Annotated in this window: 10 protein-coding genes; 7 read left to right on the forward strand and 3 right to left on the reverse strand. The window is 65.3% G+C overall.

All coding sequences use genetic code 11. The features are described from left to right. Positions 1–106: 106 nt before the first annotated feature. The 5 genes from tyrS (at position 107) to IF803_RS04110 (ending at position 5,519) form a co-directional block, all read left to right on the forward strand. The gene (tyrS, locus tag IF803_RS04090) at positions 107–1,360 is read left to right on the forward strand and encodes a tyrosine--tRNA ligase (protein WP_461191355.1); all 1,254 of its coding nucleotides are present in this window, start codon (positions 107–109) and stop codon (positions 1,358–1,360) included. 113 nt (positions 1,361–1,473) lie between these two features. Continuing rightward, positions 1,474–2,724 carry an MFS transporter gene (locus IF803_RS04095; protein ID WP_461191356.1) on the forward strand — a complete coding sequence of 417 codons (1,251 nt, stop codon included), beginning with the start codon at positions 1,474–1,476 and terminating at the stop codon, positions 2,722–2,724. 787 nt (positions 2,725–3,511) lie between these two features. Continuing rightward, on the forward strand, positions 3,512–4,318 hold the full coding sequence (locus tag IF803_RS04100) for a helix-turn-helix domain-containing protein (RefSeq protein ID WP_461191357.1): 807 nt from the start codon (positions 3,512–3,514) through the stop codon (positions 4,316–4,318). Between the two features lie 146 nt (positions 4,319–4,464). After that, a complete protein-coding gene (locus tag IF803_RS04105; RefSeq protein WP_461191358.1) occupies positions 4,465–4,875 on the forward strand; it encodes an ester cyclase in 411 nt (136 codons plus the stop codon). A 200-nt stretch (positions 4,876–5,075) separates the two neighbouring features. Further along, positions 5,076–5,519, forward strand: a complete 444-nt coding sequence (locus tag IF803_RS04110; RefSeq protein WP_461191359.1) for a cupin domain-containing protein — start codon at positions 5,076–5,078, stop codon at positions 5,517–5,519. 16 nt (positions 5,520–5,535) lie between these two features. On the opposite strand, the gene IF803_RS04115 is transcribed toward IF803_RS04110, so the two are convergent. Next, positions 5,536–9,237 (reverse strand): hypothetical protein, encoded by a 3,702-nt coding sequence (locus IF803_RS04115; RefSeq protein WP_461191360.1) that lies wholly within the window; start codon positions 9,235–9,237, stop codon positions 5,536–5,538. A 228-nt stretch (positions 9,238–9,465) separates the two neighbouring features. On the opposite strand from IF803_RS04115, the gene IF803_RS04120 reads away from it, so the two are divergent. Together IF803_RS04120 and IF803_RS04125 are read left to right on the forward strand one after the other, a co-directional pair. After that, complete coding sequence (locus tag IF803_RS04120; RefSeq protein ID WP_461191361.1) at positions 9,466–10,227, forward strand: peroxiredoxin; 762 nt, start codon at positions 9,466–9,468, stop codon at positions 10,225–10,227. A 100-nt stretch (positions 10,228–10,327) separates the two neighbouring features. Then, on the forward strand, positions 10,328–11,689 hold the full coding sequence (locus IF803_RS04125) for a M23 family metallopeptidase (protein WP_461191362.1): 1,362 nt from the start codon (positions 10,328–10,330) through the stop codon (positions 11,687–11,689). Positions 11,690–11,759: 70 nt separating this feature from the next. Here the strand turns inward: IF803_RS04125 and IF803_RS04130 are convergent, their stop codons facing one another. Together IF803_RS04130 and IF803_RS04135 are read right to left on the reverse strand one after the other, a co-directional pair. Next, a complete protein-coding gene (locus IF803_RS04130) occupies positions 11,760–13,010 on the reverse strand; it encodes a DUF5666 domain-containing protein (RefSeq protein ID WP_461191363.1) in 1,251 nt (416 codons plus the stop codon). After that, positions 13,007–13,882 carry a DUF6502 family protein gene (locus IF803_RS04135; RefSeq protein WP_461191364.1) on the reverse strand — a complete coding sequence of 292 codons (876 nt, stop codon included), beginning with the start codon at positions 13,880–13,882 and terminating at the stop codon, positions 13,007–13,009. The genes IF803_RS04130 and IF803_RS04135 overlap by 4 nt, the downstream gene beginning before the upstream one ends. Positions 13,883–13,973 lie beyond the last annotated feature (91 nt).

A 13,973-nucleotide genomic window follows, 5' to 3' on the forward strand; every position in this document is an offset into this window, starting at 1 on the left:
TACATCCTATAATGCCACTGCGCGTTCGCCTGCGGCAGCCTCAGCGCCAAGGTTCCGCAAATTGATGCAAAAACCGTAAAAACAGAATGAGCTGGCTGGCCGACAAATGACTGCATTTAAATCGGATTTCCTGAACACTTTACAGGAACGCGGCTTCGTCCACCAGTGCTCCGATTTCGAGGGCCTCGACGCGCTTGCCGCGAAGGGCCAGGCGACCGCCTATGTCGGCTATGACTGCACTGCGCCGTCGCTGCACATCGGCAACTTCCTCACCATGATGATGCTGTACTGGCTGCAGCAGAGCGGCAACAAGCCGATCACGCTGATGGGCGGCGGCACCACGATGGTCGGCGACCCCTCCGGCAAGGACGAGACGCGCGCAATGCGCACGGTTGCGGAGATCGAAGCCAACAAGGCCTCGATCCGCGGCGTGTTCGCCAAGGTGCTGCGCTATGGCAATGGGGCTTCCGACGCCATCATGCTCGACAATGCCGAGTGGCTGACCAAGTTGAACTGGATCGAGATGCTGCGCGACATCGGCCGGCACTTCTCGGTCAACCGCATGCTGACCATGGACTCGGTGCGGCTCCGGCTCGAGCGCGAGCAGGAGATGAGCTTCATCGAGTTCAACTACATGGTCTGCCAGGCCTACGACTTCGTCGAGCTGTCGCGCCGCGCCGGCTGCCGGCTGCAGATGGGCGGCTCCGACCAGTGGGGCAATATCGTCAACGGCGTCGATCTCGGCCGCCGCATGGGCACGCCGCAGTTGTTCGCGCTGACCACGCCGCTGCTCACCACCGCCTCGGGCGACAAGATGGGCAAGACCGCCAAGGGCGCGGTGTGGCTCAACGCCGACCAGTTCTCGCCCTACGATTTCTGGCAGTACTGGCGCAATGTCGAGGACGCCGACGTCGTCAAGTTCCTCAAGCTGTTCACCATCCTGCCGATGAGCGAGATCAGCAAGCTTGCAGCGCTGGCCGGCGGCGAGATCAACGAGGCCAAGAAGGTGCTGGCGACGGAAGCTACCGCCCTGCTCCATGGCCGCGATGCAGCGAACGAAGCCGCCGAGACCGCGCGCCGCACCTTCGAGGAAGGTGCGCTGGCCGAAACTTTGCCGACGGTGGAAATTCCGCGCGGCGAATTTGAAGCCGGCGTCGGCGTGCTCGTCGCCTTCGTCAAGGCCGAGCTCGTCGCTTCCAACGGCGAAGCGCGCCGGCAGATCAAGGGCGGTGGCCTGCGCGTCAACGATGCTGCCGTGACCGACGAGAAGATGTTGCTGACTTCGGCCAATCTCACGCCGGAAGGCGTGGTGAAACTGTCGCTCGGCAAGAAGCGCCACGTCCTGCTGAAGCCTGCATAGGCGCATTCGCATTTGTCGGTTGCAGGGAGTGCGGAAAGCGCGCTCCCTGCCTGAGCGCGATCAGCAAAAGTGGACTTCCGGTTTTGCGTCCGATCGCGCTCGAAAAGAATGCGATGGACCAGCAGACCACGCCTCCGAACGACACGCTTGCAACGCCGGCGAAGCAGTCCCGCGTCGCGCTGAACGTGCTCGCGCTCTGCTTCGTGCTGTCGGTGCTTGGGCGCGGCCTTAGCGACAGCTTCACCGTTTTCCTGAAACCGATCTCGGAAAATTTCGGCTGGGACCGCGCCTCTGTGGTGTCGGTCTACTCGCTGACCTGGCTCGCCAGCGGCCTGACCGCGCCGCTGGTCGGACGCCTGTTCGACCGCTCGGGTCCGCGCGTGGTCTATGCGCTGGGCCTGTCGCTGCTCGGTTGCGCATTCCTCGTTGCTTCACGCGCGCAAGAGCTCTGGCAATTCCAGCTCAGCGTCGGACTCTGCGTCGGTTTCGGCACCGCGCTGATCGGCAATGTGTCGAATTCGATCCTGCTCGGCCGCTGGTTCGGACCACGCCTGCCGACCGCGATGGCCGTGATGTATTCGGCGACCGGCGCGGGCCTGTTGCTGCTGTTGCCGCTGTCGCAGGTCTTGATCGACCGGATCGGCTGGCGCGAGGCCTATCAGGTGTTCGGCATCGGCGCGCTCTGCCTGCTTGTTCCGCTGGTCTTTCTGCCGTGGCCGCTGCTCGCCGGCGGATCGCCGCATATCGTCAGGAAGACGGAAAGCAGTCTGGCCGACGAAGGCTGGACGCTGCTCAGCGCGATGCGCCACCACGCCTTCTGGGCGCTGTTCTCCACCTTCTTCTTCACCGCGATCGCGATGTATGCGCTGACCGCGCAGATCGTCGCCTATCTGATCGATGTCGGCTTCCCGCCGCTACAGGCGGCAACCGCCTGGGGCTTCTCCGGCGTCGCGCTGTTCGTCGGCATGCTCGGCGTGTCCACCCTCGACGGCATCATCGGCCGCCGGCCCTCGGTCTTGTTCAGCTACGGCGTCTCGATCCTCGGCATCATTCTGCTCTGGCTGCTGCAGTGGTATCCGAACTACTGGCTGCTGACCGGCTTCATCATCTGCTTCGGCAGCATGATCGGTTCGCGCGGCCCGCTGATCACCGCGACCGCGCTGAAGATCTTCCGCGGCGAGCGCGTCGGCACGATCTACGGCACGATCATGATCGGCAGCGGCCTCGGCTCCGGCCTTGGCTCATGGGGCGGCGGCCTGATCCACGACTGGACCCACAGCTACAATCCGCTGATCGTCTTCGCGCTGGTCAATGTGGTGCTCGGCCTGATTCCGTTCCTGGTGGTGCCGGCGCTGCGGCGGTAAGTGCGTGACCTGCACGTCCGCTTACCCCGCGAAGGCGACGTGGAATCCGACATGAACGCATACCGGCCTCGGGCCAACGCCTTAGGCCAGCTCCTTGGGCCAACAGGCGGCATCCGCGAAATGAAACAGGCCGCCAACTGCGGCGGCCCAAGTCGATGGCTCCAATTCCTTGATTGCGAGAACCGGCTCGAGCGGTCTTGTAAGCCACGGAAGTCGATCCTCTAGTCCGGTACCGCTAGTCGCAGCGACGGACCCTCCGGACCGATCCGTCGTCACGCTCGATCGTGACGGTGCGGCATCCGCGATATCCGCGATCATATCCGTAGGCGCGATAAGCGGGTCGATCGTAGTCTCGGTAGTAACGGGGCTCCGGGCCCACTCTTACGCCGCCGAGCGGAGTATCAACGGCAACCTGAGCTGACGCGGGTGCAATGGAGATCGGCGTGGCCATCGCGAAGCCGGCTACCGCCAGTACACCAGCCAGTAACAGCGTTCTCATGAGAGTTCCTCCTGAGTTATTGAATTGCTCACCAACATCCCAGATAGGGCAAGGTTCCTGCGCGAACTTCATCCGGACGGCGGGCCGCTCAGACTTGGTGGCAGCCTCGGATGAATGCGGACAGAAACCCGCCACCGCGCGCATTCCTGAACCAGGCAAATGCAACCGAGAAGTCGGTCGAGGGTCGAGAGCGGACTCGGCGCGGAGCAAACAACCCCGGGGGGCCGGCAAGACAGACATTGTCGCATGTATCGGCTCGATCTAGGCTTCCGCCGCCGAGGGGCCTCCATGGATATCAAGCGGGCATTACCCCACCCACAACTTCGCGGCGTCTTACGCGCGTTCGAGGAGAGGCGCGTGGAGTTGGGTAGCGCGGTCCTGGCCTGGCCCGTCGCCGCACGGCCGCATCAAATCCTGATTGTCCACCTGGCTGATCCATATCGTGTCCGCATCGACGGTGGCCAGGCGAACGCTACGCCCGATACGAGCATTGTCGGTCCGCAAACCTATCGCAGAGCCCACGTGTGTCTGTCGGGTTCGATCCACGTTTTCAGCATACTGTTTCAACCGGCCGGCCTGAACCGATTGGCTGGAATCGACATGGCGTCGTTGGTCAACCAGGACCCGGCAGCCTCCGATGTCCTCGGCCAATCAGCCACGGCCGTTGGCGACGCCGTGCGCCTTGCGCCGGACTTCAATCTGCGCGTCGCCGCCGTCGAACGCTGGGTTGAGACGATGCTTGAGAAGCGCGGTCCCGACTGCGCGATTGGCGTCGCGTCACGCCGGATGATCGCCGTACGGGACCGTTCGCGGATCGGGGACCTCGTTGCAAATTCCGGCCTCAGCCCCAGTCAGTTCCAGCGGCGCTTTGCGACGCAGGTTGGAATGACGCCCAAACTGTTTGCCCGAACGATCCGGTTCGACCGGGCGTTGGTCGCCCGCCGCGATGCCCCGCACCGGACCTGGACAGACATTGCTCACGAACTCGGCTACTTCGATCAGGCCCATTTCATCCGCGAATGCCGCGTTTTCGCCGGCCTGCCGCCTACCGGCCTCGTCGGCGACTGGGACAACATCTTTTTCCCCGGCGGATGACCGAAATTTACAAGCGTTCACGCGGGCTCCACGGCAACCTCTGCCCTCACCGGAGACCAGGATGACGGCGAGCATGACGCGACGCAAATTCGTGCCGTTGCTGCCAGTATCGCGGTCGGCGGTCCGAGAGAACCGGAGCGATGGGCATGTCGACAAACCTGGAGCACTTCAAGGCCATCATCGAACGTGGCTTTTCTCAGGGCGATCTGACGGTCGCGGACGAAGTTTGCGCCGAGAAGCTGATCGAACATGAGTATCTATCGAAAACCGACCTTCCCGGCCCGCAAATCCTGAAGACGCAGATCGAAGATGCGAGAGGCAGCATCAAGAACCTGCGGCTCGCGATAGAGGCGATCGTGGAAGCTGGCGATACGGTATGGGCGCGCAGCAAGGCAACAGGCGTCGATCCGCGATCAGGAAAACCAGTCACCATCGACGTTATCGACATCTGTCGATTTGCCGACGGCAAACTGATCGAACACTGGGGCGTGCCCGACCGCTTTGCGCTTCTTCATCAGATCGGAGCGCTGCCGCTCACGCCGCAAAGGCTGCCCTAGCGGGAGGCTGAGGCTGCGATGAGAATGACGCGGTGAAAGTTCGGCATCATCACGGCCGCAGGCGCTAAAGCCGGCGCAATGGACACGCCGATAAATCCGGAGCCCTCCAGGAAGGACAGCAGGACAGCATGGCATCACCGCGAATACTCGGTCCACATGATGGCCATCTCGCCGTTCTCGGCGGCAGGAGCGCCCGGTTCATGGTCGAAGGGGACGACGCCGGCAGGTGCTTTGCGCTCGTCGAGCATCCAATGCAGCCGCACGCTTTGGCAGCCCCCATGCACCGGCATCATCGCGAGGATGAGTACAGTTTCGTCCTCGAAGGCAGGATCGGCGCGCTGCTCGGCGAGTCCGTCGTGATCGGCAATCCGGGAGACCTGATTTTCAAGCCGCGCGAGCAGTGGCACACCTTTTGGAACGCCGGGGACACCCCTGCCCGCGTACTGGAAATCATATCGCCCGCCGGATTTGAGGCCTATTTCCGTGAGCTCGGAGCGGAGTTGATCAATGGTCCGCCCGATCCGCAGCGGCTGGCGGCGCTCTGCGCGCGCTACGCGCTCGACATGGATATGAGCAGCGTGCCCGGACTGATCCAGCGCTTCGGGGTTCGCTTTCCGGGAGCGCCACCGTCCACGCCACGCTGATTTTGCAATTGACGCCCTAATTGTTCGTCGTCGGCAGATCGTTCGGGCCGTACTGCTTGAACTCGAAGATCTTACGCGTCAGGCCGGGGGCCAGCGCGGAGATCGGATTGACGCGCAGCACCGGCGCGCTCGGCGTTCCCACCACTTCGTAGGTCACGCCGATCAGGCCCTCATTGCTGCCGGCGCCGAGGAAAATCCCGAAGAACGGGATCTGGCCGAACATGTTGTTCAACCCGTACATCGGAATGAAGGTGCCGTTCATCCGCACCTGGTTGCCGATATAGTCGATGCTGCCTTCGATGGTCGCGCCGATGGTCGGTCCCTTGACCACACCATTGCGGATCGAAAGCTGGCCGCTCTGGCGGGTGAATTCGGCGCGCAGCGCGTCGAACCCGATGCCGTTCTGGGTGCTGACCGGCCCGCCGGCAACGGCGCGATCGAGCTGGGTTTCGCCCTTCACCGAGAAGCCGGTGATATTGATGAGCCCTTCCCTTGGGCTCGGCTCGGGGATCGGCGGCTCCATCGCGAGCGTAAGCTGGCCGCCCACCACCTTCGAATAGGTGTCGATGAAGCGCAGGAACGCACCGGCGTCACTGGTCTGCAGATAGATCACCTCGCGGCCCTGCTGGCGTCCGCGCATATCGACCGTGACGGGGGTGTCGCGTCCGACCTTGCCGCTCAGCGTGAACGCCTTGAAGAACCCGTTGCGGCGCGAGACCTTGGCGTCGACGCTACGCAGCGCTTCGCCGTTGAATCCTGCGACCGCACCGAGTTTCAGATCGACATCGAAATCGGTGGTCCTGGTCTTGCTCTTGGGATCGCTATCGCGGCCGGAGATCGCCGACTTCAGGAAGCCGCGGCCGTCGAACACGTCGCCGCGCAGCGTCACCTTGATCACGCCGTCGGGACCGCGATCGGCCCGCAGCGATGTCTTGTCGCCTTCCGACGGCGCGTAGGTCGGGAAGTACGCATTCATGAGGTCGCCGTTCTGGTCGACCTCGAGCGCGCCCTTGATCGACACGCCGGCGCCGTCGATCGAGATGTCCTCGAACCTGGTCGATTGACCCTTCGGCACCACGTTGAAGGTCGCCTTGCCGGCCCTGCCCTGCGCCTTGACCCAGCCCGGAAGAATGTTGTCGAGCTTGAGCTGGGTCAGGTCGGCTTCGACGCCCATCTTGGTGGTGGGGTTGTCGCCGCTGCCTATCTTGCCGCTCAGCTTGATCGGGATCGCGCCCGAGACCGCGGGACCGAGATCGAGCCCGAGGCGCGCGCGGCTCGCATCGTCCAGCGTCGCCTGCAGCTTGACGTCGGCATCGCCCTCAGCCGGCTTGCGGTAGTCGAGCGAGGCCGCCTGCCCGTTGATCTTGACGTCGCCCTTGACCTGGAAGCCGGCATTGCTGGCGATCACCTTCAGCGCGTTGGCTTCGAGCTTCTGGTTCATCACCAGCTTGTCGACGGCAACGCCGGAGATGTCGGCGGTGACCGAGTAGAGCGTATCGGCCTTGGTCAGCTCGCCCTTCACGGGCATGCCGAGATTGATCGTCGCGGTGACGTTGCCCTTGCTGGCGTTGGGATCGATCGGCGGACCGGAGAGATCGCTGAGCCGGTCGGACGCGAGGATTTCGGCGGCGGCCGGTACCGGACAGTCGACCCGGAACTTGACCTTCGACGGCGACGGCTTCGGCGCCATGTCCGGCACCTCGAAGGTGAAGTCCGACAGCGTGATCTTGCGGCCTGCCGGCGTGTCGGCAATGCCCTGGTTGATGGTCACGGTCGCGGTGCGGCCGGTCACCCTGGCCTTCAGATCCGCGTCATGCACCGCGGGCATCTGATCCACCGGGCGCACCGTGACACCCGAGGCGACAATGTTGACCGAGAGGCCGTCATCCGGGATCGGCGGTCCCTTGCGCGACAGGTTGTGCACCGGCGAATTGACGCCGACATCGATACGCTGGAGCGTGCCGCGGTCGATCCGCTCGAGCACCCATTCGCGCACCTCGGGCACGATGATGATCGGCCATATCCGTTTCAGGGCCGAGGCCGACATCGGCGTGCCGGCGAATCCGAGCTGCAGCCGCGGCTCGCCGGAATAGTCGATGCTGCCGGTTCCGGCGACGCCGATCTCGCCATTGGAGATGTCGGCCTGGGTCAGCAGCACGCGTTTCTTGTCAGTGTCAAACCGGAAGCCGATGTTGATGCGATTGAAGATCAACGGTGGTTCGTTCTTGTCGGCGCCGGCCAGCACGATGGTGCCGCCCGACAGGCCGGCCTGCCAGTCGGTGATGTTGTCGTTCGGCGGCTCGAGATGGCCGAGCAGCGTGATGCGGTTGGCGCCCGAGATGATCTTGATCGGCGCCAGCAGCACGCGCCGCCCCGAATCCCATTCCACGCTCATCTCGGCCGAATCGATCGGCATCGGGTAGTCGGGCGTGTCGGTGTCGATGATGTTGCCGGCGCCGACATTGATCTTGCCGCGGAAGTAGGTCGGCAAGCCGTCGCGGCCGAGCTCGCCCTTCATCTCGCCCGACAGCGGCAGGTCGGCAGTGTAGGTCAGATCCTTGGTTCGGAGCGCGAGCAGGATGTTCCTGGTGGAAACCTTGTCGGCCTTGATGTCGACCGAGCGCACGCCGTTCTGCTGCGGTCCGACCAGCACGCGCACCGACCAGGGTTTTGCGCCCTCCTCGCCGAAGCTAAGTGCAACGCCGCCGCCGCTCGGGCGCCGCAGGCTGAGGCTGATGTTCTCAAAGCTCCATTTGTTGCCACGCTGCTGATCGTCGACGACGAGATTGCCGTTCTTCAGGCCGATCTCGTTGAGGTTCTGCCCGTCGAGGCCGGTCATGCTGAGGCTGTCGAGCCAGTCGAGACCGGCGAGCAGCCCGCTCTGGGCCGAATCGGGTGGCGCCGAGGGCTCGGCGGCAACCGGCGGCGAGGCAACCGGCGGCGGCGGTGCTGCGGGTGTCGGCCGCGGGAATGTCGGCGGCATCCCAGCCTCCCGCTTGGAGGCAACGCCGGTGGCCAGCGGCTTTGCGGTGTCGCCGGCGGACACGGTGACATTGCCGTCGGGCGTGATGCGCACCGACAGTTCCGCATCGACCAGATTGAGGCTCTCCGCCCGCAACTGACCCATCAGGAGCGCGGTGCCCGACAGGCGCACTTCGGCCTTGGGCGCGCTCGCAACCACCGCATGGTCGCGGTCGCGGACGATGATGTCGCGGATGCGCACCGCGATCCTGACGCGGCCGGCTCGCTCGATCTGCGTTCCACCGACCTCGACCGTGTTGCCGTGGCCGATATTCTCCTCGATCGCCGCGGCAAGCCACGGCGTCGCCATGTCGAGATTGATCGGGCCGGCGCCGAGCCGCCACCACAGCGCGCCGAAGCAGGTCGCGAACATCGCGACCAGCACCACGAGGACCAGTCCGATGCGACGAATCCAGCGCCCGCCGTGCAGCCAGCGCTGCATGCCGGAGCAGAAATCGGTGAAGCGATGCAGGTTGGTGTTGGAACGCGCCAGCAATTGCCGCGCACGGTTGCCCGCCGCCTCATCCTGCTCGTCCCACGCAGCATCGTCTTCCCATTGCGAGAAGTCAGCCCCGGCGCGCGGATTTGGACCCTGCGGCGACGTGTTCCTTGCCATTGCCTCTCGGTGCTGACGGCGAAGCTGATTGCCGCCATCGGGGCGCCCGTCGATGCGTATCGAGCGCTCCTGTGCCGGCATCGCCGCCTATCCTCGCCTAATCATGTTACTCGCCGATGGCCCCCAGAACGGACCAAACCAACCAATCAAAAGCCAATTCAGCAAGCGGACGGGTCACGCGTCGAATTCCTTGTCACCATACTCCGTGGCCATCAAACTTGCCCAGCGGCCGGAGCGAATCCGGCCGCCGCCAATAAGACCCGCAATACCCCAATGGTTGAGCTTCGGAAAGCGACGAAAGGAAGGCGTATGTCCAAGAAAACGCGCAAGAAATCCTCCAACACAACCGGAAAGCGGGTCGCAACAAAGGTTGCGCGCGCCGCAAGCGCAAGCACTGGGAAGTCCGCGACGAAAACCCGCACAGCGGTTGCGACGAAGGCAGCGGCCAAGAAAACAACTAAGAAAACAACTAAGAAAACAACTAAGAAAACGACCAAGGCAACGAAAGCAAAGACCGCAGCGGGTGTTCGAAGCAAAGCCTCGCACAAGGCGGCATCGAAACCGTTAAAGCGAGAGCCGGCCGCGACCGTGACCAACTCGTCCGCCGTCACACTTGCCGAGGGCGCCACGGCGCCGGGCTTCAACCTGCCGCGCGACGGCGGGGGCAGCGTTTCGCTGAAGGATTTTGCCAGCAAGAAGCTGGTGCTGTTCTTCTACCCCCGCGCCGACACCCCCGGCTGCACCAGGGAGGCGATCGATTTCACCCGGCTCAAAAGCGAGTTCGTAGCCAGCGGGACCGAAGTGGTCGGCATTTCCGCCGACACGGTTAAGGCGCAGGAGTCATTTCGAAACAAACACCGGCTGTCGGTGCCGCTGGTCTCCGATCCGGCCCACCAGATGCTGGAAGCGTATGGCGCCTGGGGCGAAAAATCCATGTATGGCAGGACCTTCATGGGAATTATTCGCACCACGGTTCTGGTCGATTCCAGTGGAAGAGTCGCCCGCGTCTGGCGTCATGTGAAGGTCGACGGCCACGCCGAAGCGGTATTGGAGGCTGCCCGAGCGCTCTGACGGGAAGAGTTCCGTTTCCTGAAAATTAACCATGACGGGCTCAAATCGGCCCCGCAAATTCGCCGTACGGAGCTTGGTCCGACCGGCCGCGGGAGTACCGATGTCGAGCCGGTCCGGTCACCACAAGCACCATCATCATCCGCAGGACCATGGCCGGACGCCGGGGCGCCGTCCGGCAGCCCATCACGCCGCACCCGCTGCGGCGGCAGCGGTGGCCGCCTCCGGCGAGGGCTATACCCTGGTCCATGCCGGCAAGCAGGTCCGGTTCGGGCCGGTGGTGTTCTGGATCATCGTCGGCACCGTGGTGCTGCTCGGCATGTGGTCGGCGGCGACCGCGACCTATTTCGCATTCCGCGACGACGTGCTGACCCGGCTGATCGCGCGCCAAGCCGAGATGCAATACGCCTATGAGGACCGCATCTCGGAGCTTCGCGCCAAGGTCGACCGCACCACCAGCCGCCAGTTGCTCGACCAGGAGCAGTTCGACCACAAGCTCGACCAGATCATGAAGCGGCAGTCGACGCTGGAATCGCGCGCCACCGCGCTGGGCGCGATGCCTGACGTCACCAGCACCGGATCGATCAAGCCGCAGGGCCGCGCCGAGGCGGCGCCATCCTCCGGCACGTTAAAACCCTCGCCGATCAGCGACACCGTGATCTTCGTGGCGCCGCCGGATCGCGAGGCGCGGCTGGAATCGCGCGCGCCGCTGATCGCCAAGACGCAGCCGAACCAGTTCGCCAAAGCTCAGGGCGTCGACAACGTGCTGGTCCGCCTGCAGACCTCGCTTGACCAGGTCGAGCGGCGCCAGGTTGCCGCGCTCGCCTCGGTCGAGGACAGCATCGATTCCAAGGTGCGCCGGATGCGCGGCGTGATCTCCGATCTCGGCCTCAACATGGCGCAGCTCGAGGCGGCGACGCCGCGCTCCGGCATGGGCGGGCCCTTTGTCCCAGTGAAACTCTCTGCCGACGCCGGCGCGTTCGAACGCCAGCTCTATCGCATCAACATCAACCGCGCGCAGATGCAGCGGCTGAACCAGACGCTGGCGCTGGTGCCTTACCGCAAGCCCGTGGTCGGTGAAGTCGAATTCACCAGCGGCTTCGGCGTCCGCACCGATCCCTTCCTCGGCCGGCCGGCGATGCACACCGGCCTCGACTTCCGGGCCGCGCAAGGCGATCCGGTGCGTGTCACCGCCAACGGCAAGGTGGTGTCGGCGGGCTGGGCCGGCGGCTATGGCCGCATGGTCGAGGTCGATCACGGCAACGGCCTGTCGACGCGTTACGGTCATCTCTCCGAGATCGGCGTCAAGGTCGGTGAATACGTCAAGATTGGCCAGGTGATCGGCGCCGTCGGCTCGACCGGCCGCTCCACCGGTCCGCATCTGCATTACGAGACCCGCATCGACGGCGAAGCGGTCGATCCGCAGAAATTCCTCCGCGCCGGCGTCCGGCTCAGCGCGGGCTAGCTCAATCGCACAACGATCGATCTGAACATCGGCGCAAGCGGTCTCGCTCGCGCCGATCGCGTTTGTGGCTTCAGCGGCGTCCGCCGCCGCCCATGCCGCCAGGCGGCCCGCCGCCACCGAATCCACCGCCGGGACCGAACGGACCACCACCGCCACCGGGACCGAACGGCCCGCCGGGCGGGCCGAAGCCACCGGGACCGGGGCCGGTCGGTCCACCACTCAGCGGATCTGGCGCAGCCCCGCCGCCTGGCGGGCTGCCGCCCGGCATGCCGGACGGCGCCCCACCGGGGCCGCCACCCGGACCGCCGCCACCAGGCGCGCCGCGGCCGCCAGGTCCGCCAGGTCCCGATCCATGACCCGGCCCGGATCCGCCGCCGGGGCCACGGCCCGGCGTGCCCGGGCTCTTCACCGACGAGCCCGGGAACTTGCCGACCGATTGCACCGATTCGACGCGCAGCTCGCGCGAGCCCGACAGCTGCGCGTTGACGACGACGCGCGTGTCGGCCGCCGGCGAGAACCGCGAATGGTCGCGCGCGATAAAGCCGGAGCCGAGCTGCAGGTCATTGCCGACCCGCCGTACATAGGCCTCGATCAACAGCCGGTTCGCGCCGGCGAGATCGGAGAAATCGTCGGCGCGGCTGCGCGACACCTGCATCACGCCCTGCGCGACGTGCCCCTCGGCCTGCACGCGCTGACCGATCAGCGCCGCATCGACGCCGGCCAGCTTGAGCTCGCCGATCCGCAAGGCGCCGGCACGGTCGCGCTCGAGCGGCCCCGCGACGCGCGCGGCGGCGTCATGGCGCTCCTGCACCAGACTTGCGACGACGACGCCGTCGGTGCGGCGCAGCCCGAACACGGCGACATGCGCGCCCACCTTCAGCCAGCTCTCGCGTCCGATCCAGGCGACCGTCTGGCCGAGCACTGTCAGCCCGCCCGGCTTCATTTGCTCGACCGGCCCGGTCACCTCGCTGGTCACATCGATGCGTTTGGTCGACAGCGTGCCGCCGGCATCGCGCTGCGCCACCACGCGCGCGAGCTGTCCGATCCGCAGCGCCTTGGCGCTAGCCGCCTCGCCGTCGATTCTGACCGGCACGTCGGGTGCATAGGCGACGCGCTCGCCATTGACATAGATCGAGCCGAACCGCTGGATCACGCCGACGATGCCGGTGCCACCGATGCCCTGATCGGAACCGGTGATGCCGGTGCCGCCGATGCCCTGATCGTTGCCGCGCTTCTTGACCTGCGCGCCCGCGAGCGACGTTCCGGCAAGCCAGAAGCCGACAAGCAGCGCGCGGCGCGAGATAACCGGCGGACTGTTCACGACGCACCGCCTTCGTCGGCATCGTCATCGACCGGGCCGTCCGGACCCTCGCGATAGATGTAGATGCCGAAATTCCAGCGATAGTCGCCGCCCTTGTCTTTTGCCAGCGCGCGATTGGCCTCGCGGTTGGCGACCTTGAGCGCCTCCATCGCGAGCTCGCGCGAACGGCCCTCGAGCCGTTTTGCCAGCTTCGCCGACAGGCCGTCGTAATGCACCGCGCGCTCGAGGAAGCGCGGCGCGGCCGAGGATACGTTGAGCTCGGCGGCCGCGACATGGTCGTGCAGGTTGCGGCCGAGATAGTGCCATTTGCGGTCGTCGTCGCCATGCGGCACGAAGGCCTCCTCGACCAGCATGATCTCGTCGTCGTCATTGATGGTGACGAGCTTGCGGTCGAGCCATTCGTCCAGCACCGCGCGCGGCCGCACATCCTTGGTGATCGATTCGACCAGCGTCTCGAACGACGGCGCGCCGCCTTCGGCGGTGCGCGGCAGCGGCAGCGGATCGCCCTTGGCATCGGTGAACTCGGGCGCAGCCAGCCAGCGCGCGATGATCGCGCTGGTGCGCGACAGCGTTGCCGGCACCGCATTGACCGGCGCGCCGGCGCCGCGCAGCCGCGCCACCTCCTTGCGGTGAATCCCGGTCAGCAGGCTGACGCGGCTGTCGGTCTGCTCCTTGCCCTCGAGCGCGAAGTGGTGCTCGGCGACGTTGACATAGAGCTCGCGCAGCAGCTGGGTCAGCGCCGGAAACGTCATGCCGCCGCGGATGCAGAGCCGCACCAGCGGGCGCAGCATCCGCGCCAGCGGCGCATGCAGCTTCGCTGCGGCGATCGGCGCGGACGATCCCACCTTCGACTTCGGGGCCTTGGCATTCATGCCTAACTTTTAGCCGCCCGCGCCGTGGGACACAATCCCACCTCACTTGACGTGTGATATTTTCCCACTTATGGGAAACAAAATCACCTCC

The organism is Bradyrhizobium sp. UFLA06-06, assembly GCF_054820065.1.

Bases quoted from the DNA above. Each gene is read 5' to 3' on its own strand.
- IF803_RS04095 (WP_461191356.1), top strand. From the start codon at position 1,474: ATGGACCAGCAGACCACGCCTCCGAACGACACGCTTGCAACGCCGGCG.
- IF803_RS04105 (WP_461191358.1), top strand. From the start codon at position 4,465: ATGTCGACAAACCTGGAGCACTTCAAGGCCATCATCGAACGTGGCTTT.
- IF803_RS04120 (WP_461191361.1), top strand. From the start codon at position 9,466: ATGTCCAAGAAAACGCGCAAGAAATCCTCCAACACAACCGGAAAGCGG.
- IF803_RS04100 (WP_461191357.1), top strand. From the start codon at position 3,512: ATGGATATCAAGCGGGCATTACCCCACCCACAACTTCGCGGCGTCTTA.
- IF803_RS04135 (WP_461191364.1), bottom strand. From the start codon at position 13,882: ATGAATGCCAAGGCCCCGAAGTCGAAGGTGGGATCGTCCGCGCCGATC.
- tyrS (WP_461191355.1), top strand. From the start codon at position 107: ATGACTGCATTTAAATCGGATTTCCTGAACACTTTACAGGAACGCGGC.
- IF803_RS04110 (WP_461191359.1), top strand. From the start codon at position 5,076: ATGGTCGAAGGGGACGACGCCGGCAGGTGCTTTGCGCTCGTCGAGCAT.
- IF803_RS04115 (WP_461191360.1), bottom strand. From the start codon at position 9,237: ATGCCGGCACAGGAGCGCTCGATACGCATCGACGGGCGCCCCGATGGC.
- IF803_RS04125 (WP_461191362.1), top strand. From the start codon at position 10,328: ATGTCGAGCCGGTCCGGTCACCACAAGCACCATCATCATCCGCAGGAC.